This is a genomic window from Nocardia brasiliensis ATCC 700358 (assembly GCF_000250675.2).
In the GTDB taxonomy this organism is placed as follows: Bacteria; Actinomycetota; Actinomycetes; order Mycobacteriales; family Mycobacteriaceae; genus Nocardia; species Nocardia brasiliensis_B.
This window is the reverse complement of the sequence record NC_018681.1, coordinates 3,189,903-3,209,796: the sequence shown is the minus strand read 5'-3', so window position 1 is coordinate 3,209,796 and position 19,894 is coordinate 3,189,903. Positions and strand designations below refer to the sequence as shown.

The following is a 19,894-nucleotide window of genomic DNA, read 5'->3' as shown; positions in this document are numbered from 1 at the left end:
ACCTGCGGCGCAATACGAAATACGCAACGGGCCGCGATTTCCATTGCGCCGCTTGCAATTTTGATTGCACCCCTTGCGGCAGGCCGGCAATTGGGACATTCTTTCCCGAACGCGGGGAATTCCCGCACGAGGAAAGGACAGTCCCGTGCGCGATGACGAAATCGATCGGCGGCAGTTACTCGGCATACTGGGCGCGGCAGCAGGTGTCGGCGCGGCATTCGCGACCGGAGCGCTGTGGCCGGCGCCGGCGGCTGCGGCGAACACTCGTCGCGCCTTCCTCGGTTGCTATACCTCGGGCGACGCGGGCGGCGCCGGGATCGGGGTCGCCGCCGTGGACGGGCGCTCCGGCAGGCTGACCGTCGAGCGCACCGTCGCGGTCGCGGACCCGTCGTTCCTGGCGCTGTCCCCGGACGGGCGCTACCTGTACGCGGTGAACGAGGGATCGGGCGCGGGCACCGCCACCGCCGTGGACCTGCGCGCCGCGGTGCCGAAGGTGCTGAATACCGTTGCGGTACAGGGCGAAGGCCCTACTCACCTGTGCGTCTCGCCGGACGGGCGCACAGTCTTGACCGCGAACTACACCTCGGGCAGTGTCAGCGCGCTGGCGGTCGCCGCGGACGGTCGTCTCGGCGCGGTGACCGACGTGGCCCGGCACCGTGGCACCGGCCCCGATCCCGATCGGCAGACCGGTCCGCACGCACACCAGGTGGTGTTCGACCCGTCCGGGCGCTGGGTGCTCGCGGTCGACCTCGGTGTCGACTCCGTCTACGTCTACCGACTCGCCGGCGGCGAGTTGACCGAGCACGCACGGGTCACGCTGGCACCGGGTAGCGGGCCGCGGCACCTGACCTTTCATCCCAACGGCCGCACCGTCTTTCTCGCCAACGAGCTCGATTCCACTGTGACCGTGTGCGATTGGCGCGCCGAGCGGGGCGAGCTGCGGCCCGGGCAGTCCGTGCCCGCGGACACCGCCACCGGCGGCGACCGCAACTACCCGTCGGCGCCGGTCGTCTCCCGGGACGGGCGCTTCCTCTATCTGGCCAACCGCGGCCACGACAGCATCGCCACCTTCGCGATCATCGGTGACGGACTGCTGATCCCGGTGACCACCACCCCCTGCGGCGGCAAGTTCCCGCGCGCGCTCACCCTCGGCCCCGACGGCCGGCGGCTCTACGCCGCGAACCAGAAGTCCCACACGATCACCACGCTGCCACTCGACCCCGTCACCGGCCTACCCGGCGCCGCCACGGTCGCCGCCGAGTTCCCGACCGCCACCTGCGCCTTGTTCCGCTAGCGAAACTCGCTGTCGGCGGCGGCCGTCGGACTGGGATACTGCACGTCCCGACAAGCACGAAGGGACGTCTCGTGACCCATCCAGGGGTTGTACCGCTGCTCGACCGTGTTGCCGACGCCGTCTCCGATGCGATCGGCCGCACCCGCCCGGAACTGGCGGGAGCGGACCCGGTGCTCCGACGTTCCGAACGCGCCGACTTCCAGTCCAACGCCGCACTGGCCCTGGCCGAACGCCTCGGGGTCAGGCCCGCCGAGTACGCGACCGAACTCGTCGCGGCGTTGGCACCCGGCACGGATCGGCCGGTGGCGACCGCGGCGGTGTCCGGTCCGGGATTCGTGAACATCACCGTGCCGGATCGGGTGCTGTGGGCGCAGGTCGCCGCCCGACTGGCGGATGTCCGACTCGGGGTGCCCGCGACCGAGCACGGGCGGCGCACGGTGCTCGACTACTCCGCGCCCAATATCGCCAAGGAGATGCACGTCGGGCACCTGCGGACGACGATCATCGGCGACAGCCTGGCTCGGGTACTCGGCTTCCTCGGCGCCGTCGTGATCCGGCAGAACCACCTGGGCGACTGGGGAACTCAGTTCGGCATGCTCATCCAATATCTCGACGAGCACCCCGACGTGCGGTGGCGGCACGACGATGTCGCCGCCGAGGGCACCGCGGTTTCCGCGCTCGACCGGTTGTATCGGGCGGCGCGGGCCGCCTTCGACGCCGATCCGGACTTCGCGGTCCGCTCGCGCGCGCGGGTGGTCGCGTTGCAGGCGGGCGATTCGCGGACCCTGGATCGCTGGCGCGATATCGTCGCCGAATCGGAGCGGGCCTTCGCCGCTATCTACGCGAAGTTGGGCGTACTGCTCACGCCGGACGACTCGGTGGGCGAATCGTTCTACAACCCTCTGCTTTCCGGCGTCGTCGCGGAATTGCTCGAGCAGGGCGTCGCGGTCGACAGCAACGGCGCGACGGTGGTGTTCTCCACCGAGGTCACCGGCCCCGACGATGCGCCGGTGCCGTTGATGGTCCGCAAGAGCGACGGCGGATACGGTTACGACACCACGGATCTGGCGACGATCCGCTACCGCATCGACGCCCTGCACGCGCAGCGGCTGTTGTACGTGACCGATTCCCGGCAGGCGCTGCATTTCCGGCTGATCTTCGAAACGGCCAGGCGCGCAGGGTGGTTGCGCGACGGCATCGAGGCCGAGCACGTCCCCTTCGGCACGGTGCTCGGCCCGGACGGCACACCGTTCAAGACCCGGGCGGGCGGCACCGTGCGGCTGGGCGATCTGCTCGACGACGCCGTCGCGCGGGCCCGCGCGGTGGTCGCGGCGAAGAATCCCGGGCTGACCGACGCCGAATTGGACGCGATCGCAACGCAATCCGGCATCGGCGCGGTCAAGTACGCGGACCTGTCGACCGCACGGGTCAAGGACTACACCTTCGACCTCGACCGGATGGTCGCCTTCACCGGCAACACCGCCGTCTATCTGCAATACGCGCACGCGCGCATCCGATCCCTCCTCGGCAAGGCCGGTGCCCCGGAGCCGGTGGTCGCGATCGACAGCCCACTCGCAGCGGCCGAACGCGCCCTCGTCCTGACGTTGGACGCGTACGGAGCCACCGTCGCCGAGGTCGGCAGCACGCTCGAACCCCATCGCCTGTGTGGCTACCTCTACCAGCTGGCCCGTGCTTTCACGGCGTTCTACGACGCCTGTCCGGTGCTCAAAGCCGATGCGCTGCAACGTGGTAACCGGTTGGCCCTGTGCGACCTCACGGCCCGAACCCTCGCCCACGGTCTGGACCTGCTCGGTATCGCCGCCCCGGAACGGATGTGAAACCAACGCGCGCAACGTTGCCGGGCCCGCGCACGGCGGAGCCGGACCGCGTGGCACGCGGCCCGGCTCTGGTGTTGTGCCGGCTACTGCTTGGCGGTCACGACCGCGTACAGGTCGTCCCACGCCTTCGGCTTCGGCGGCGCCGGGACGGCCGAGCGCGGCGCGCCGCCCCGCTTGCCGCTGTCGAACGTCGCGTCGGAGGGCTTGTACGCGGGCTTGCCCTTATCGGTCAGCCAGGTCTTGAACAAGGCGTTGGTGCTGCGCCCGGTGACCGCGTTGGCCATCTCGATGAAGTCCGCGACCTTGGCATTGCCGAACTGGTACTTGGTCAGCCATTCCCGCAGCATCCGGTAGAAGACGTCGTCGTCACCGATCGCGCTGCGGAAGGCCTGGATCGCCAGCGCGCCGCGGCTGTACAACTCGGCGGGCAGCACATTGGCCGGCCCTGGATCGGTCAGCACGACATCCCAATTGATCCGGGTCGAGGTGGCATAGGCGTAATCGGCGATTTCCGCCGCGGTGCCGGTGCCGTTCTTCTCCGACCACAGGTACTCCATGTAGCTGGCGAAACCTTCGTTCAGCCAGCCGTCTTTCCAGGTCGCCACCGAGGTCGAATCGCCGAACCACTGGTGCGCGTTCTCGTGCACCACCACCGAATCGTTCTTACCGCGCTTGAAGAAGCCGTCGGTGTAGGTGGGCATGGTCTGGGTTTCCAGCGCGAAGCCACCCATCTTCGCGTCCACCACACCACCGGTGGATTCGAACGGGTACGGCGTGAGCTGGCTCGCCAGCCAATCGACGATCTCGGGCGTCCGCTCGATGCTGGCCTTGGCGTTGGCCCGCACGGTCGGATCCAGATCCGTCGCGTAGGCGGTCAGGTTGGGCCGGGCGGGCGTGCCCGCGCCCTGTCCGCCGCGCTCGTACTTGCCGATCGCCAGGTAGGTCGCATAGGTCATCTGCGGGTTCTTGCTGAGCCAGTTGTGCCGCTTCCACCCCGGAATGTTCTGCGTCACAATGGTTTCCACGCCGTTGGACAGGACGTCCATATTCTCCGGCGCGAGCACCGACACCGCATAGGTCGCCTTGTCGGTCGGGTGATCGTTGCTCGGGTACCACCATTCGGCGGAGAAGGGCTCGTTGGAGATCAGCGCGCCGTTGGGGTTCTCCACCCAGTTGCGCGCGCCCGCCGCGTTCGCCACCCGCGACGGGATGTCGTTGTAGGCGACCACCGTGGTGAACTCGGCACCGACGGCCAGGTTGGCGGGCAGCGTCACCGCCAGCTTGTCCTTGCCCAGGGTGTATTTGGCGGCCTTGTTGTTGATCAGCACGGACTGGGTCTGCAAAAGGAAGTCGAACCCGATCGCGGACCCGGCCTTCAAATCCTGCTTGGCTTTCGCCGTGATCGTCGTCGACCCGGACAGCCTGCCCGAGGACGGATCGAACTTCAGGTCGATGCTGTAATTGGAAACGTCGTATGCGGCGCTGCCGATATTCGGGAAATTGGGATCACCGATACCGGTCAGCGGTGCTGCGGCGGCCGTGCCTGTACTCGAGATCAAAGCCGCCGCCACCAGCAGCGGAACAGCTCGCACCGAAACAGAGTGCAACACGGGAAAACGCCTTGTCATAAAAGAACTCCAATGTGTCGTGCACACGCGGATTCGCGTCTCGCCCAAGATCTTTCGATACCAGAGAAACACATCGTTTCGGTCCGCTCGACTGGAGATCAACTGGGGAATTCCGACCGGCCCGAACGAATTACCGGACGCCGTAACCAGTGGCACAACGGTCCGGTTCGATCCGACCGGTGGAGCTGGGTCGGACGCATCGCGACCGGTCGGATACGCTCCCCCGACACATGTTCAGGCGACGGAGCCGACCGCATCGGCCCGCGATGCGGTGCGCCGATCGGGATGCCTGAGAAGGTCTGAGACGAGGAGCGGCGTGACAGAAGCAGCGTTCGACGTGGCCGGGTTGGTCGGGCACCACTACCGGGCCGACGACTACTACGAGGTCGGCCGGGAGAAGATCCGCGAATACGCGCGGGCGGTACAGGATTTCCATCCCGCGCACTGGAGCGAGGACGCGGCCGACGAGCTCGGCTACTCCGGTCTCGTCGCACCGACCACGTTCATCTCGATCGCGGCCATGTTGGCCAATCGCCGGCTCTTCGAGACCGTCATCACCGGATACGACGGGTTCGTGCAGACCGATCAGGTCTTCGAGATGTACCAGCCGGTGGTCACCGGCGACCGCCTGATCGGCGACGTCGAACTCGAGGCGGTGCGCCGGGTGGCGGGCAAGGATCTGCTCACCGTCAAGAACATTTTCTCCGATCAGTCGGGGCGGGTCATGCAGGTCATGCACACCACCGTGGTCGGGCTCACCGCCGAGGACGTCGCCGAGGGCATCGGCGCGGCGATCGAGCGGGTGATCATGCACGGCATCGAGGTGTTCACCCGGATCAGCCCCGCCGACGCCGCACCGCAGGTCGATCCGGCCGGTGTCCCGGTCGCTTCGATCCCCTCCGAGGTGAGCCGAACCCGGGTGCCGCACACCGCGCTTCGGTTCGAGGACCTCACCGTCGGCACCGAACTCCCGGCCCGGACCACCCGGCTCACCCGCGGCGATCTGGTGAACTACGCGGGGGTCGCCGGTGACGCCAACCCGATCCACTGGCACGACGACGTCGCCGCGCTCACCGGGCTCCCTGACGTGATCGCGCACGGCATGCTGACCATGGGACTGGGCGCCGGGTTCATCACCGGCTGGCTCGGCGACCCGGGCGCGCTCACCCGCTACGGCGTTCGTCTCTCGAACTACACCGTCGTCGAGGCTCGCAATGTCGGCACCATCGAGTTCACCGGCCGGGTCAAGTCGCTCGACCCCGAGACGCGCAGCGCGGTCATCGCCATCACCGCGAAGTCCGCGGGCCGCAAGATCTTCGGCCTCGCCACCGCGGACGTCCGCTTCCGCTGACGCTCAGTCGAGCACGACCAGTCGCGTCCCGGGCAGCAGACGCGACGGCGGGAGACCGAACATGGTGTGGAACGTGTCGGTGAGGTGCGACGGGCTGGCGAAGCCCGCTTCGATGGCGGCGGTGGTCAGGTCCGCGCCCTTGGCCACGGCGCGCCCGACCGAGAGGATGCGCGCCCAGAGCCGGTAGCGGCGAAAGCTGGTACCGGACTGGGCGGCGAACAGGTGCAGGAAGCGGGAGGTCGAAAGGTGGGCCGCCGCGGCCAGTTCGCCCGCCGAATTCGCTCCGGCCGGGTGCGCCAGCAGCGCCGCGGCGGCCTCGGCGATCCTGGGGTCCACCGCGGATCTACGGGAACCACAGGCCAGTTCGATCGCGGCGACCGGGTCGAACTCCGCTTGCGCGGCCAGGGTGAGCAGGTCGTGTTCGTTGCTGTGCGCCAGGCCGATCGCGGCCGCGCTCGCGGTCATCCGGTCCCGGCACGACTTCGCGTGCGGCGACGTCGGATCGATGTAGCAGAACAGCATCCGCGCGCCGCGCGCGACCAGCCGATGTGCTCGGCGCGGCGGAATCAGCGCGGTGCGAACGACTTTCGAGATTCCGTCGACGTACAGGGTGAACGGTGCGTCGAGGCCGACCGCGAGGCAGTGCACCGAGCCGCTGTGCGCGTCGAGTTGTAACGAGGGGCCGCGGTAGACCGCGTGGCCCGGCCACAACCATACGGTCGCGGGCGCAAGACAGCTCGTTTCTGGAAGTGGCGCACCGTCCATGATCGCCATGCTTGCACGACAGCGAAATCGTCGGGAAAGGCGGGCCGGAAATGGGATTCGAGTATGTCGCGCGGGCGGCGCTGGTGGTGATCGGGGTGATTCACCTGCTGCCCGGCACCGTGGCGTTCGCCCCGCGCCGGGCGGCCGCGATGTACGGGACGCGCGCCGGTTCCCGCGACCTGGAGTTGCTGCTGCGGCATCGCGCGCTGCTGCTCGCGATGATCGGTGCGGGCACCATCGCCGCGGCGTTCCTGGCGTCGATCCAGGTCGCCGCCATGATCGCGGTCGGCATCAGCATGACCAGCTTTCTCGCACTGGCCATGAGCATCGGCCTGCGCGAACTGACCGCCGCGACCAAGCGCGTCTTCCGGATAGACGTGTTCGCGGTCGCTCTGCTCGCCGTGGCGGTACTGGTGCTGACGCTTACCGAATGGTCGGACTAGTCGGCATCGCCTTGCGGTACAAAGATTTTCGCGAGAACCTGACGGTCGAGCTTGCCGCGCGGTGTGCGCGGCAAGCTGTCGAGCACCCGGACCTGCACCGGAATACTGGGGCTGGGCAACGTCGTGCGCAGATGCCGCCAGATCTCGTCCAGGCTCGGGGCGGACGCGCCGACGACGATCGCGGCGGCGGGCGCCTCCCCCATCCGGGCATCGGGGATACCGATACAGGCGGCCTCGGCCACCCCGGGCAGCGCGGTGAGCGCCGCCTCGATGGCGGCGGGCTCCACATTGAGTCCCGCCCGGATCAGCATCTCACTGTCGCGACCGAAGAGCCGCAGGCGATTTCCCCGCACCGCGCCGCGGTCGCCCACCGTCATCCAGCCGCCCACCGGGCCACCGGCGATACCGTCCGCGGTGAGATAGCCGTCGAAGAGCATGTCGCTGCGCACGAACACCAGGCCGTCCCTGATCTCCGCGTCGACGCCGTCGAACAGCTCACCGGCCGAATTCTCGTCGGTGTCACCGAGTCCGCGATCGAACGACACGAAGCTCAGCTCGGACGCGCCGTAGAAGTGCACGAGTTCCGCGTTCGGCAGCACCGCTTGCAGCGCCTGCCTGCCCGGCCGCGGCCAGCGGGCCGCGGAGGACAGCACCTCCCGGACGCCGGGCAGCGGGCCGGTACCGGAGCGCACTACGTCCCAGGCGATGGTCGGCACCGAATACAGATGGGTCGCACCGTCGTTCAGCGCGGTCATGACCGGCCGCAGGTCCACCGTCGCGCCCCGGGTGAGCGCGTGCAGCGCCCCGTACAGGAAGTGCGTGTGGTCGAGCACGCCGGGCGCGGCGACCCGGTCACCGGTGCCGATGTCGAAGGTGGCGTCGGAGCGGTCGAGGGTGGTGGCCCACGAGTTCTGGTCGCGGACGAACAGTTTCGGCGCGCCGGTGGTGCCGGAGGTGATACCGACCAGCAATTCCGCGTCCGGGCGCGCCCGGCCCGACGGGCCCGTCCCCGCCAGTTCGGCGGCCGTCCGCACGGGACCGTCGAAGCCCATCTTCCGCAATCGCCGGTGCTGCCCGGCCGCGGCGACCACCGCGCCGGGCCGCGCGAGTTCGAGCACCGTCGCCAGCTGGCCGGGCATCAGGTGCCGGTGCAGCAGCACCACACTCACGCCGCAGTGACAGGCGGCCGTCACGACCACCAGCGATTCGACATCCGACGTCGGCAGGACGGCAACCCGGTCCATGCCGTGCAGTCCGGCCGCGGTGCGGGTGACCCGCTCCCAGAACTCGCCGTAACCGACGCGCTCCTGGCCGGATTCGACGGCGATGGTCGCCGGGGCCGCGGCGGCGCGGCGTTCGATCCGCGCGGCGAGCAGCTCACTCATCGTCCACTCCTCTCGCCGCCAGTGCCTCGCCCATGGCGTCGGCGGTGCGCAATGCCCGCACCAGCACCGGCGTGGCCAGGGCCGTCATCGACCATTGCAGACCTCTCGCCCGGCGCGCCTCGGACACCTCGGACACGATCCCGGCCAGCAACGGCACGCAGCGGATGGCCAGCGCCAGCAGCAGTCCGATCCGTTCCGGGTCGACGCCGATCCGGCGCAGCGGGCCGAGCGCCCGGGTCACGGTGTCGAGCAGATCGGTCACGCGGGTGGTGAGGGTGACCAACGCCGCCAGCGCCACCGAGATCAACAGGACGCCGCACACCACCACCGCCCGCGCCGGTGAGGTGATCAGCACCTGGAAGACGGCGATGATCAACAGCATCCACACCACCGGTCGCAGCTGCGCCACCGCGACGCGCCACGGAATGCGCGCCAGCGCGAACAATCCGGCCACCGCCAGCGCGCCGAGACCGACCTGAATCGGACTGCGCAGCAACACCGTTGCCGCGACGATCGCCGCGATGAGCAACAGCAGTTTCGCGCCCGCGGGCAACCGGTGCAGCAGTGAGTCCCCGGGCCGGTACAGACCGATCATTCGACCAGCGCCCGGTAAGCGGGCACCGCGGCCGAGGGGGTTCCGTCGAACGCCACCAGACCGTCGTCGATCACGATGACCCGCTCGAAACCCTCCAGCAGCGCGAGCTGATGGGTCACCACGATCACCTGCTGGTCCATCGCGTCCAGCGCGGCGGCGACCACCCGCGCGTTGCGCAGGTCGAGCAGCGTGGTCGGTTCGTCGGCGATGATCACCTCCGGCCTGCGGATCAGCACCGCGCCCAGCGCGAGCAGTTGTTTCTGCCCGCCGGACAACAGGTGCGAGGGATGATCGGCATGCTGATCGAGCCGGAAGCGCACCAGCATCTCCTGGACGCGCGCCGCCACCTCCGCCTTGTTCAGGCCGGATCGGCGCAGCGAGAACGCGAGATCCTCGGCCACCGTGGGCATCACGATCTGGGTGTCCGGATCGGTGAACACGAAACCGACCTTGCGCCGCACCTGCGCGCCCTTGCGCGCGACGTCGACGCCGTCCACCGTCACCGTGCCCGAGGTCGGTGTGAGCAGGCCGTTGATCATGCGGGCCAGCGTCGATTTGCCGGACCCGTTCGCCCCGATGATGCCGACCCGGCGCTCGGTGATGCACAGGTCGATGCCGCGCAACACCTTTCGCTCACCGAACGCGTGCCCGACCTTCTCGAACCGAATCTGACTCATGCCACCCGCTCCACCAGCATCGCGATCCCCTGCCCGCCGCCGATCGCGCAAGCGGCCAGGCCGAGCGCCGGACCGTCCGGGCGCAGCATCTGAGTCGCCAATCGCACCAGCAGGATCGCGCCGGACGCGCCCCAGGGATGACCCATCGCGATCGCCCCGCCCTGCGGGCAGATCGTCGCTTCGTCGAGGCCGAGCTCGTCCGATACCGCCAGCACCACCGACGCGAATGCCTCGGTGATCTCGACGATCCCGAGATCAGCGACACCGACACCGGTGCGCCGCAACAGCTTCCGGATCGCGGGCGCCGGACCGAGCCCGGGATGGGCCGGATCGGACCCGGCCACCGCGGACCCGAGGACCCGCAGCGCGGGCAACCCCGCCGCCACCGCCTCGGTGGTGACCGCGACCACCGCGGCCCCGTCGGAGATCCCGCACGAGTTGCCCGCGGTGGCCGTGCCATCGGCGCCGAAACTCGGGCGCAGCCGCGCGAGTCGCGCTACGGTCAGGCCCGCCCGGATTCGCTCGTCGCGCCGGACGTCGCCGATCGGCACGAGTTCGGCCGAGAAGTCCGCGGCCGCGGCCGCGCTGTGCGACCGCGCCGCGTAGGCGTCCTGCCGCTCGCGGCTGATCCCGCGCACGCGGGCGAGATCGTCGGCCGCAGACCCCATGTCAGGGTCGGGAAAGCCTTGCGGCGCAAAGGGCGCACGGGTGTAGCGCACCGGTTCGGCGTCCCCGGCCGGCGGCCAGAACCGCCACGGCGCGGTGCTCGCCGACTCGACACCGCCGGCCAGGATCAGCTCCTCGCCCCCGCTCTGCACCCGCAGCGCCGCCTGCATCACCGCGTCCAGCCCGGACCCGCACTGCCGGTCGACGGTGACGCCGGGGACCTCGGTGCCGAGTCCGGCGGCCAGCGCGGCGATCCGCGCCGGATCGCCGCCCGGCCCTAGGCAATTACCGAGCACGACGTCGTCGATCTCCGCGTCGACTCCGGCCGCGCGCAAGGTCGAGCGCACCTCCCGCAGGACGGGCGCGGCGAGATCGGTCGTGGTCAGGCTGGCGAACCCGTGCCCGGCGTTGCCGATCGGTGTGCGCCGCGGCGCGACGAGGACGGGTCGACGGTTCATGCCAGCAAGTCTTTCAGCTCACCCCGAGCCACCTTGCCACTAGCCGTGCGCGGCAACGCGGGCAGCGGCACCCAGCGCCGCGGCATCGCCTCTTTCAGCAGCACCCGGCGGGCGTGCGCGCGCACCGCACCGATGCCCACATCACCGTCGAGTTGTACTGCGGCCGTGACGATCTCGCCGAGAACGGCATGCGGTGCACCGATCACCGCGACGGCGGCCACCCCGTCGATCGCGCCGAGCACCCGCTCGACATCCTCCGCGAGCACGGTGGTGCCGCCCACGTTGATCGCGGACTCGCCCCGGCCCCGCACCGTGAGCTCGCGCTCGGGTCCGAGTTCCGCGAGATCGCCGACGCCGAACCATTCCGGCGCGCCGAGCACCCGATACGGCGTGCGCACGTACAGCAGTCCGGCACGGATCTCGGCCTCGACGCCGTCGAGCAGGCGCAGCGGCTCGGGCACCCGGCGGGCCGCGACGAGCGACACCTCGGCGGAGCCGTAGTACTCGATCAGCTCGAGCCCCGCCGCCGCGGCACGGGCACCGTCGTCCAGGGCGATCCCCGCGACGATCGCCGTCCGCAGCGCGGGCGCGCGGCCCACCACCTCGCGCAGCACCGCGGGCACCGCGTGCACCACCGTGGCCCGCGCCGGATCGTCGGTGACACAGGCGCCCAGCCACAGCGCGTGCAACGCGCCGAACAGGTGCATGGTCGCGTACAGCGGGCCGGTGAGCAGCACCCGATCCGCGGCGGTGACGCCGGTGATCGCGGTGAACGCCGGAAAGCTGTCGTACCAGGACGCGGCGGTCCTGGCGAGCGGCCGCGGCCGGCCGGTCGAGCCGGAGGTCGTCACCAGCAGAAAGGCCGAGGCGGGAAGATCGGTTCGCGCCGGGCGAGCCGCGGGGTTCTCTACGAACACCGGCACGCCACGCCGTGCGGCCGCGCAGACGCAGATCAGCGCGTCCGGCACGTCGAGCGCCGACGCGTCGTAGCTCGTCGCGCCGGGGTGCTGCTCGATCCACTGCTCGATCGCCCGGTCCAGTTCGGCGTAAGTGTAAGTGCGGCCGACGAATTCGATGGCGGGCCGGGCGCCGGAGCCACCGAGCCCCGGATCACGCACGAATCAGCCCGGGGTACGCGCGATGCACGCCCTTCGCGACGATCGAGGCGACGACGACCTTGGCCAGGTCGCCGGGAATGAACGCGAAGTTGGTCGTGATCGCGTGCCGGACGTCGAGGTCGGTCCGCAGCAGCAGGCCGAGGGTGCCGAACAGGTAGATCACCACGATGCCACCGAGCGCGTTGATCAGCAGCCCGAGCACGAGCGGGTACTTCGGCAGAATGCGCGCGGTCAGCAGCCCGATGACCAGCGCGGCGGGAATCCAGCCGACCAGGTATCCGGCGCTCGGCCCGGCCATCGCCGTCAATCCGGTGCGCCCACCGGACAGCAGCGGCAGTCCGATCATGGTCAGCGCGAGGAATACCACCACCGCGGCCGTACCCTTGCGCGCCCCGAGCACCGCACCCGCCAGGATCACGCCCAGCGTCTGCACCGTGATCGGCACACCGCTGAAGCCGACCGTGATGGCGCCGGGCAGGCCCATCGCCGCGATCAGCGCCGCGAAGACCGCGATCTGCGCCATGTCCCGCGCGGAAATACCGACCCTCGACCTCCGAGGGTCCTCGACACCGTCCACGATTTCCTCCGCTAGCGACTTGAACGACGTTCAAGATAGCAGGCGCCACATCGCTTCCGGACCCCACTCCGCCCGCGGTCGCAGGCCCAGCCGCCCGCGGTTCGCGGACTCGACCGCCCGCGGTTCGCGGACTCAGCCGCGCGCGCGGATCCGCGCCTGCACCTCGGGCCTGCGCAGCGGCGGCACCGACTTCGGCGGGACCTTGCGATCGGGCAGCTGATCCAGCAGCCGGGTGGTGATCGCCGCGATCTCGGCCACGGCCGCGTCGACCGCCGGTTTCGTCGTGGCGGAGATGCTGGACAGTCCGCCGACCTTACGCACGTACTGCAATGCCGCGGCCTGGATCTCCTCCGGTGTCGCGGCGGGTTCCAGCCCCCGGAGGGCGGTGATGTTTCGACACATACCCCGAGGCTAATCCGCCCCACCGACACCGCGCGGGCCGAACGCGTCGATCGCCGGGATCCCCGGAATAAGCGCAGGTGGGCAGTAGTGTGACCGACGCACGCACCCGACCTCGCGGGACCCGATCGGAGGCCGAGCTGAACGCGTCACGAGACTGGAGCGACGAACTGGTCGCGTCCACGCAGTGGGTGCTCCTCGCCTCCGCGCTCACCGGCGTGATCTTCCTGATCGTCGTCACCGTGCTGCTGCGGATCACCACCTGGGGCCGGCACTTCCGGCGGACCACCGGCGCGTTCTTCCGCGGGCGCGAAGCTCGGCGCACGATCCCGCTCGCCGGCGTGCTGTTGATCATCGCCGTGCTCTCGGTCCGGGTGAAGGTCCTGCTCTCCTACCAGGGCAATGACATGTTCTCGGCCCTGCAGCACGCCGCCGAGGCGCTCGGCCGCGGCGACAACGCCGCACTGGCCGACGCGGAGCACGCGTTCTGGCACTCGCTGCTCGTCTTCGCCGTGCTCGGCATCCTCGACGTGGCCCGCACCCAGCTGGACTTCTATCTCGGGCAACGATTCGAAATCCGTTGGCGCCGTTGGCTCACCGAACGGATGACCAGCGAGTGGATCGACGGCCGGGCCTATTACCGCACCCGGTTCATCGATGCGCCGATCGACAACCCGGATCAGCGTATCCAGCACGACGTGACCGAGATGACCGGCCGCGCGCGATCGTTGTCGCTCGGGGCGGTCACCTCGGTGGTGTCGGTGGTGTCGTTCACCAGAATCCTGTGGGATCTGTCGGGGACGCTGACCCTCTTCGGCGTCGAGATTCCCAAGGCGATGGTGTTTCTGGTCTACCTGTACGTGCTGGTGGTCACCGCCGTCGCGTTCTGGATCGGCCGCCCGCTGATCGGCCTCGGCTTCCGCTACCAGGCGGTGACCGCGAACTTCCGCTACGCCCTGGTCCGGCTGCGCGACAACGCCGAACGGGTGGCGTTCTATCGCGGCGAGCAGACCGAACAGCGGGGTCTGCGGGCGCTTTTCGCCGAAGTGCTGCTGGTCTATCGCCGCCTGGTCCGGTTGACCACCCAGTTCATCGGCTGGAACCAGGCCGCCAGCGAGGTGGCCGTGGTGTTCCCCTGGTTGCTGCAGGCACCGCATTTCTTCAGCGGGACACTGACACTCGGCGACGTCCAGCAGACCGGGACGGCGTTCGGCCAGATCCAAGGCGCGCTGTCGTATTTCCGCAACAGCTACAGCGAGTTCGCGGTGCTGCGTGCCACGCTGCTACGGCTCGACGGTCTCGTGACGGCGAGCGAACAGGCCCGGAAGCTGCCGACGCTGCCGGTCCAGATCACCGACGACACAGTGGAACTCACCGATATCGAGGTGCGTAAACCGGACGGTACGATCCTGATCGAGGGCCTGAACCTGCGCCTGCGCGCCGGTGACGCGGTGGTCGTCAAGGGACTGTCCGGCAGCGGCAAGACCACTCTGATGCGCGCACTCGCCGAAATGTGGCCCTACACAGGCGGTCTCGTCGGCAAGCCGGAAACCCCCGGCACGCTGTTTATCGCCCAGCTGCCGTACCTGCCGCTGGGCCCGTTGCGCGCGGCCGTCACCTATCCCGCGACGCCGGACAGTGCGCCGGACAAGACTGTCGCCGACGCCCTGCACAAGGTCCAACTCGGCCATCTGGCAACAAGATTGGACGAGGACGCCGACTGGTCGAACATCCTGTCCCCCGGTGAGCAGCAGCGGCTCGCCTTCGCGCGACTGCTGCTGATCCGCCCGCGAGCCGCGTTCCTGGACGAGGCGACCTCGGCCATGGACGAGGGCCTGGAGTTCGCGCTCTACACCCTGATCCGCGCCGAGCTGCCCGAGCTGATCCTGGTGAGCACCGCGCATCGCAGCACCGTCGATCAGCATCACGACACCCGGCTGGAACTGGCCGGCGGCGGTCACTGGTCCTACGGGTAGGGTCGCCGCCGGCCAAGCGGGTCAGGGTCGGGAACCCATGCGCGCTCGATCGAACCGGATCAGCGGCAGCGCGAGCACCGCCAGTACCGCGCCGATCACACACACCGAGGTGAGGGCAGCGCCGCGCCCCAGGGTGAGCGCGGCCAGCACCGGAGTGCCGCTGATGCCCAACTGGAACGCCGAGACTGTGGTGGCGCCCGCGAGGGTGGGCGCGTCCCCCGCGATCGCGAACACCCGGCCGTACAGCGCCGGGTTGAGCACGAACGCCGCGACGCCGAGCAGGAACACCACCGGCACCACGATCCATACCTGGGTCATCGTGAGCGCGAGGACCACCGACAGCAGCACGATCGCCGCCGCGCCGGCGCCGAGGGCCAGGTGCGGGCGCCGATCGGAGATCCGGCCGCCGATTGATAGGCCGAGGAAAGCCCCGACGCCGAACAGCGCGAGCACCGCGGGAATCCAGACGGGCGCGACGCCGGTGTCCTCGGCGAGCATGGCCGCCAGGTAGTTGAACGTGATCATGTACGCCGCCGTGGTGAGGATGGTGATCGCGTAGACGAGCCACAGGCGCGGCCTGCGCATCGTGGCGAGCTCCCGTCGCACACTCGGCACGGATTCGGCTTTCGCTGTGGCACTGGGTATTCCGAGCAGGCAGCCGACGATGCCGGCGACCGTCAGCAGCACGACGGCCCAGAATCCGCCGCGCCATTCGGTGAAATGACTCAGCAGCGTGCCCGCGGGACCGCCCGCCACCATCGCGACGCTGAGCCCGCTCACCACCACCCCGGACGCCCGGGCATTGCGGTCCGGGGTGACCAGCCCGATCGCGGTCACCGACGCGACCGCGAAGTAGCCCGCGTACGCGATGCCCGCCACCACGCGGGAGACGAGCAGCACCTCGTACCCGCCCAGCAGGCCCACCGCGATGCTCGCCGCGAACACGCCCTGGGTCACCACCAGCGCGGTGCGCCGCGGCCACCGCAGACTCAGCACCGCGAACGGCGGGCCGCCGCACACTACGCCCAGCGCGAACGCGGTGATGAGCAGTCCCGCCGCGGACAGCGACACGTCGAGGTCGACGGCCGCCTCCGGCAGGACCCCGGCCAGCAGGAACTCCGCGGTTCCCATCGCGAAAAGGCTGAAGCCCAGTAGATAGACGCCCAGGGGCAGCCGGTCGGTCCGGCGCTCGGTGAGCTGTGCGGTGGCGCTCATCGCCGGACTCCCTCGATGCGCGCGTCCTGCGCGAATTGCGTTGCTGTATCCGTTGTTCGGTTCATGTCGGATCACCTCCGAGCCGAGCATCGGCCCAGCTGCCCGATATCGGCAAAGGATGTTGCCGATACCGGGACGGATTGGTTTACTCGACGCCATGGATGATCAACCGAGCGTCGGCGCCGTGATCGAGCAGATCGCGCCGCGCCTGCGCCGGGCCCGGGAACGGCAAGGCTTCAGCCTGGCCGAGCTCGCCCGCGCCACCGGCCTGTCCACCAGCACGCTCTCGCGCCTGGAATCCGGCCAGCGCAAACCCAGCCTCGAACTGATCGTCCCGGTGACCGTCGCGCTGGGCGTGCCGCTCGACGAGATCGTCGTGACGCCACGCGTCGTCGATCCCCGCGTCCCGCAGCAACCCACCCAGCGCGACGGCCGGGTCTTGGTCCCGCTGTCCCGGCACCAAGCCGAACCGCGCGCCTACAAGATGATCATCCCCGCCGACGATCATGACCCCTACCTGCGCACCCACGACGGATACGAGTGGCTCTACGTGCTGCACGGCCGGCTCCGCGTCCGGCTCGCCGAACACGACTTCCTCATGGGCCCGGGCGAAGCCGCCGAATTCGACTGCCAGATCCCGCACTGGTTCGGCTCGACCGGTACCGCCGCCGTCGAAATCCTCAGCCTCTTCGGCAAACACGGCGAACGTATCCACACGCGCGCCCGAACCCCCGGCCGCAGTTAGTCGCTCGGGCGCCGCCACCATGCCAGGAACTGCGCGAGCGCCGGGGTGTCGGCGTCCCCCATCCACGCCAGCCGGATCGAGATCTGCGGCGGATTCGCGCCGAACGGGATGACACAGATGTTCTCGTGCGCGATCCGAGTGGCCCGTTTCCGATCGAGCACGCTGATTCCGGTGCCGGTGGACACCGAATCGAGGACCTGTTCGGCGTCGGATTCCTCCGCGACCAGATTCGGTGCGCGATCGCCCCAGATGTGCGTGACGAGTTCGTCATAGAATTCCGGCCCGGTATGCCGGGACCAGAGCACGATCGGCTCATCGATGATGTCCGAGCTTTCCACGGTGGCCCGCCCGGCCAGCGGATGGTCACGCGAGACGACGACCGCGGCCTCCTGCATCCCGATCAGATGCGTGTGGATTCGCGGATGCGCGATATTTCCGCGCACGAACGCGACGTCGATCTCCCCCGACTCGAGCAGGTCCAGATTCCAGGAGGTCCAGCCGGTAATCGTGGACACCGTGATATCGGGGAATTCCTTGCGGAATGCCCTGATGCGCTGGGAAATATCGCTGTCGGAGCCCGATCGGGTGAACGCGACCTTCAACTCGCCGGTGGTGCCGGAGGCCCGTGCCCGCACGCCACGCTCCAACTCGGCGGCCGCGTCGAGCAGTTGCTGCGCGCCTGCCTGCAAAGCCACACCGGCCGGGGTCAGCACGAAGGAGCGACCGTCGCGCGTCAAAAGCTCCACCCCCAACTCCCGTTCCAGCGCCTTGACCTGCTGTGACAGCGCAGGCTGGGTGATGTGCAACGCGTCGGCCGCCCGCCCGAAATGCCGATGCTCGGCGACTGCCAGAAAGTAACGAACCCGGCGCAGATCGTCCACGCGGGTCAGCCTAGCCAGATAAGTAGACCTTATCAATCGGAAGTAAAAACGTATTGGACCGGCCGGTCTCCGTGGCCCAAGACTGTAGCTACCGATCAGTCCACGCCCGCTACCGCGAAAAGGTGTTCCGATGCCTACGACAGTCGCCACCGCCATAGCCGAGAGTCTGCGCGCCAGGGGAATAGCCGAATTCTTCGGGCAGAGCCTGCCCTCGCTGCTGGTTTTGGCCGCCGAGGATCTCGGCATCCGTCAGATCGTCTATCGCACCGAGAACGCGGGGGGCACGATGGCCGACGGATTCGCTCGGATATCGCGACATTGCTCGGTCGTCGTAGCGCAGAACGGTCCCGCCGCAACGCTTCTCGTCCCGCCGCTGACCGAGGCCGCCAAGGTGTCCATTCCGGTGGTCGCGTTCATCCAGGATGTGCCGAGTCCGATTCGCAACAAAAATGCGTTTCAGGAAATTGATCACCAAAGTCTGTTCTCCGGCTGCGCCAAGTGGTTCGACCGCCTCGACGATCCGGATCGGGTGCACGAGTACCTCGACGCCGCCTTCCGCGCGGCGACCAGCGGCCGACCCGGGCCCGCCGTCCTGATGCTGCCGAAGGACATCCTCGATCAGCCCGCTCCCCCGATGCCGACGAGCCACTACCCGGGACCGCCCGAGTTCCCGCTCGACCGGATCCGCCCGCCCGCGGACGCCGTCCGCGCCGCGGCCGAACTGCTGGCTCGGGCCCGGCGCCCGCTCGTGGTCGCCGGTGGCGGCACGATCGCCTCCGACGCGGGTGCGGCGCTGGCCCGGTTGAGCGAACTGGCCGCGCTGCCCGTCGCGACCACGCCGATGGGCAAGGGCGCGCTCCCGGACACCGCCGATCTCAGTGTCGGCGTGATCGGCAATTACATGGGCCCACACGGGGTTTCGCACGGGATGCGGGATTGGATCGCCGGTGTCGACGTGGTGCTGTTCGCGGGGTCGCGCACCAACGAGAACGGCACCGACGGCTGGACCCTGTTCCCGGACGACGCCACGTTCATCCACCTCGATATCGATCCGGCCGAGATCGGGCGCAACTACCCGTCGCTGCGCCTGGTCGGTGACGTGCGCGCGGGCCTCGATGATCTCACCGCGGCTCTGCGCGAGCTCGACCTGAGCGAACGGAGCGCGAGCCGCACCGCGGTCACCACGCAGATCGCCCGGTCACGGGCCGCGTTCGAGACCGCGACCGCCGCCGTGCGCACCGCGACCAGCGAGCCGCTGCGCCCGGAACGCATCGCGGACGAGATCAGCGCCCTGCTGCCGGACGACGCCATCGTGGTCGCCGACGCCAGCTACTCCTCCATCTGGGTGGCGAACTACATCCGCGCCACCACGCACAGCCAGCGCTTCCTGCTGCCGCGCGGCATGGCCGGGCTCGGCTGGGGGCTGCCGCTGGCACTCGGCGCCAAGGCCGCGCGGCCGTCCGCGCCCGTGCTGTGCGTGGTCGGCGACGGTGGATTCGCGCACTGCTGGTCCGAGCTCGAGACCGCGGTGCGGGAGAACCTCGACGTCGTGGTCGTGGTGCTGAACAACGCCATCCTCGGCTTCCAGAAGCACGCCGAGATCGTCCAGTTCGGCAGGCCGACCTCGGCCGTCGAACTGGGTCACGTCGATCACGCCCAAATCGCGACCGCGTGCGGCGCACGCGGTCAAACCATCCACAACGACGTGGAACTGCGTGAGGCCCTGTCCAAGGCGATCGTCGACCCGACGACCACCGTGCTGGACGTCTTCACCGATCCCGACGCCTACCCACCCATCACGGGCTGGGATACCGCCCAGGCGTTGACGACTCACCTCGCGCATCAACAGTCCCACTGAAGAAAACGCAACACCTTCGAGACAA

18 protein-coding genes are annotated in these 19,894 nt (G+C 69.3%); 7 read left to right on the top strand and 11 right to left on the bottom strand.

Annotated features, from left to right (window positions below):
• The first annotated feature begins 145 nt into the window (after positions 1 to 145).
• Together O3I_RS14540 and argS are read left to right on the top strand one after the other, a co-directional pair.
• Positions 146 to 1,294: a lactonase family protein gene (locus O3I_RS14540; protein WP_014983688.1), complete on the top strand. Its 1,149-nt coding sequence runs from the start codon at positions 146 to 148 to the stop codon at positions 1,292 to 1,294.
• 71 nt (positions 1,295 to 1,365) lie between these two features.
• Complete coding sequence (argS, locus tag O3I_RS14535; RefSeq protein WP_014983687.1) at positions 1,366 to 3,132, top strand: arginine--tRNA ligase; 1,767 nt, start codon at positions 1,366 to 1,368, stop codon at positions 3,130 to 3,132.
• An 83-nt stretch (positions 3,133 to 3,215) separates the two neighbouring features.
• Here the strand turns inward: argS and O3I_RS14530 are convergent, their stop codons facing one another.
• Positions 3,216 to 4,724, bottom strand: a complete 1,509-nt coding sequence (locus O3I_RS14530; protein ID WP_041563792.1) for a M1 family metallopeptidase — start codon at positions 4,722 to 4,724, stop codon at positions 3,216 to 3,218.
• A gap of 352 nt (positions 4,725 to 5,076) precedes the next feature.
• Between O3I_RS14530 and O3I_RS14525 the strand changes: the two genes are divergently transcribed.
• The gene (locus O3I_RS14525; RefSeq protein WP_014983685.1) at positions 5,077 to 6,111 is read left to right on the top strand and encodes a fused (3R)-hydroxyacyl-ACP dehydratase subunits HadA/HadB; all 1,035 of its coding nucleotides are present in this window, start codon (positions 5,077 to 5,079) and stop codon (positions 6,109 to 6,111) included.
• 3 nt (positions 6,112 to 6,114) lie between these two features.
• On the opposite strand, the gene O3I_RS14520 is transcribed toward O3I_RS14525, so the two are convergent.
• The gene (locus O3I_RS14520; protein WP_041562612.1) at positions 6,115 to 6,885 is read right to left on the bottom strand and encodes an AraC family transcriptional regulator; all 771 of its coding nucleotides are present in this window, start codon (positions 6,883 to 6,885) and stop codon (positions 6,115 to 6,117) included.
• Between the two features lie 41 nt (positions 6,886 to 6,926).
• Here O3I_RS14520 and O3I_RS14515 point away from each other — a divergent pair, with 41 nt between their 5' ends.
• On the top strand, positions 6,927 to 7,319 hold the full coding sequence (locus O3I_RS14515; RefSeq protein ID WP_014983683.1) for a hypothetical protein: 393 nt from the start codon (positions 6,927 to 6,929) through the stop codon (positions 7,317 to 7,319).
• Here the strand turns inward: O3I_RS14515 and O3I_RS14510 are convergent.
• From O3I_RS14510 to O3I_RS14480, 7 genes are all read right to left on the bottom strand, one after another.
• Positions 7,316 to 8,704, bottom strand: a complete 1,389-nt coding sequence (locus O3I_RS14510; RefSeq protein WP_014983682.1) for an AMP-binding protein — start codon at positions 8,702 to 8,704, stop codon at positions 7,316 to 7,318. The genes O3I_RS14515 and O3I_RS14510 overlap by 4 nt on opposite strands.
• Complete coding sequence (locus O3I_RS14505) at positions 8,697 to 9,299, bottom strand: energy-coupling factor transporter transmembrane component T family protein (RefSeq protein WP_014983681.1); 603 nt, start codon at positions 9,297 to 9,299, stop codon at positions 8,697 to 8,699. Before O3I_RS14505 ends, O3I_RS14510 begins: the two co-directional genes overlap by 8 nt.
• Entirely contained in the window at positions 9,296 to 9,976 is a 681-nt protein-coding gene (locus O3I_RS14500; protein ID WP_014983680.1) for an energy-coupling factor ABC transporter ATP-binding protein, read from the bottom strand. Before O3I_RS14500 ends, O3I_RS14505 begins: the two co-directional genes overlap by 4 nt.
• Positions 9,973 to 11,100, bottom strand: a complete 1,128-nt coding sequence (locus tag O3I_RS14495) for a thiolase family protein (RefSeq protein ID WP_014983679.1) — start codon at positions 11,098 to 11,100, stop codon at positions 9,973 to 9,975. Before O3I_RS14495 ends, O3I_RS14500 begins: the two co-directional genes overlap by 4 nt.
• On the bottom strand, positions 11,097 to 12,218 hold the full coding sequence (locus O3I_RS14490) for a class I adenylate-forming enzyme family protein (RefSeq protein WP_014983678.1): 1,122 nt from the start codon (positions 12,216 to 12,218) through the stop codon (positions 11,097 to 11,099). Before O3I_RS14490 ends, O3I_RS14495 begins: the two co-directional genes overlap by 4 nt.
• On the bottom strand, positions 12,211 to 12,795 hold the full coding sequence (locus tag O3I_RS14485; protein ID WP_171904520.1) for a biotin transporter BioY: 585 nt from the start codon (positions 12,793 to 12,795) through the stop codon (positions 12,211 to 12,213). Before O3I_RS14485 ends, O3I_RS14490 begins: the two co-directional genes overlap by 8 nt.
• A 132-nt stretch (positions 12,796 to 12,927) precedes the next feature.
• Positions 12,928 to 13,197, bottom strand: coding sequence for a DUF2277 domain-containing protein (locus tag O3I_RS14480; RefSeq protein WP_014983676.1), 270 nt, complete (start codon positions 13,195 to 13,197; stop codon positions 12,928 to 12,930).
• 89 nt (positions 13,198 to 13,286) lie between these two features.
• On the opposite strand from O3I_RS14480, the gene O3I_RS14475 reads away from it, so the two are divergent.
• Positions 13,287 to 15,170, top strand: coding sequence for an ABC transporter ATP-binding protein/permease (locus O3I_RS14475; protein WP_014983675.1), 1,884 nt, complete (start codon positions 13,287 to 13,289; stop codon positions 15,168 to 15,170).
• 21 nt (positions 15,171 to 15,191) lie between these two features.
• On the opposite strand, the gene O3I_RS14470 is transcribed toward O3I_RS14475, so the two are convergent.
• Positions 15,192 to 16,385 carry an MFS transporter gene (locus O3I_RS14470; protein ID WP_014983674.1) on the bottom strand — a complete coding sequence of 398 codons (1,194 nt, stop codon included), beginning with the start codon at positions 16,383 to 16,385 and terminating at the stop codon, positions 15,192 to 15,194.
• A 157-nt stretch (positions 16,386 to 16,542) separates the two neighbouring features.
• On the opposite strand from O3I_RS14470, the gene O3I_RS14465 reads away from it, so the two are divergent.
• Positions 16,543 to 17,130 (top strand): helix-turn-helix domain-containing protein, encoded by a 588-nt coding sequence (locus O3I_RS14465; protein WP_014983673.1) that lies wholly within the window; start codon positions 16,543 to 16,545, stop codon positions 17,128 to 17,130.
• Here the strand turns inward: O3I_RS14465 and O3I_RS44820 are convergent.
• Positions 17,127 to 18,011, bottom strand: coding sequence for a LysR family transcriptional regulator (locus O3I_RS44820; RefSeq protein WP_014983672.1), 885 nt, complete (start codon positions 18,009 to 18,011; stop codon positions 17,127 to 17,129). The two genes, O3I_RS14465 and O3I_RS44820, sit on opposite strands and share 4 nt — an antisense overlap.
• A gap of 130 nt (positions 18,012 to 18,141) precedes the next feature.
• Here O3I_RS44820 and O3I_RS14455 point away from each other — a divergent pair, with 130 nt between their 5' ends.
• Positions 18,142 to 19,869: an acetolactate synthase catalytic subunit gene (locus O3I_RS14455; protein ID WP_014983671.1), complete on the top strand. Its 1,728-nt coding sequence runs from the start codon at positions 18,142 to 18,144 to the stop codon at positions 19,867 to 19,869.
• Positions 19,870 to 19,894: the final 25 nt, after the last annotated feature.

Coding starts and splice junctions, on each gene's coding strand:
- O3I_RS14520 (WP_041562612.1), bottom strand. CDS start 6,885: ATGGCGATCATGGACGGTGCGCCACTTCCAGAAACGAGCTGTCTTGCG.
- O3I_RS14500 (WP_014983680.1), bottom strand. CDS start 9,976: ATGAGTCAGATTCGGTTCGAGAAGGTCGGGCACGCGTTCGGTGAGCGA.
- O3I_RS14455 (WP_014983671.1), top strand. CDS start 18,142: ATGCCTACGACAGTCGCCACCGCCATAGCCGAGAGTCTGCGCGCCAGG.
- O3I_RS14480 (WP_014983676.1), bottom strand. CDS start 13,197: ATGTGTCGAAACATCACCGCCCTCCGGGGGCTGGAACCCGCCGCGACA.
- O3I_RS14505 (WP_014983681.1), bottom strand. CDS start 9,299: ATGATCGGTCTGTACCGGCCCGGGGACTCACTGCTGCACCGGTTGCCC.
- O3I_RS14515 (WP_014983683.1), top strand. CDS start 6,927: ATGGGATTCGAGTATGTCGCGCGGGCGGCGCTGGTGGTGATCGGGGTG.
- O3I_RS14465 (WP_014983673.1), top strand. CDS start 16,543: ATGGATGATCAACCGAGCGTCGGCGCCGTGATCGAGCAGATCGCGCCG.
- O3I_RS14470 (WP_014983674.1), bottom strand. CDS start 16,385: ATGAGCGCCACCGCACAGCTCACCGAGCGCCGGACCGACCGGCTGCCC.
- O3I_RS14510 (WP_014983682.1), bottom strand. CDS start 8,704: ATGAGTGAGCTGCTCGCCGCGCGGATCGAACGCCGCGCCGCCGCGGCC.
- O3I_RS14495 (WP_014983679.1), bottom strand. CDS start 11,100: ATGAACCGTCGACCCGTCCTCGTCGCGCCGCGGCGCACACCGATCGGC.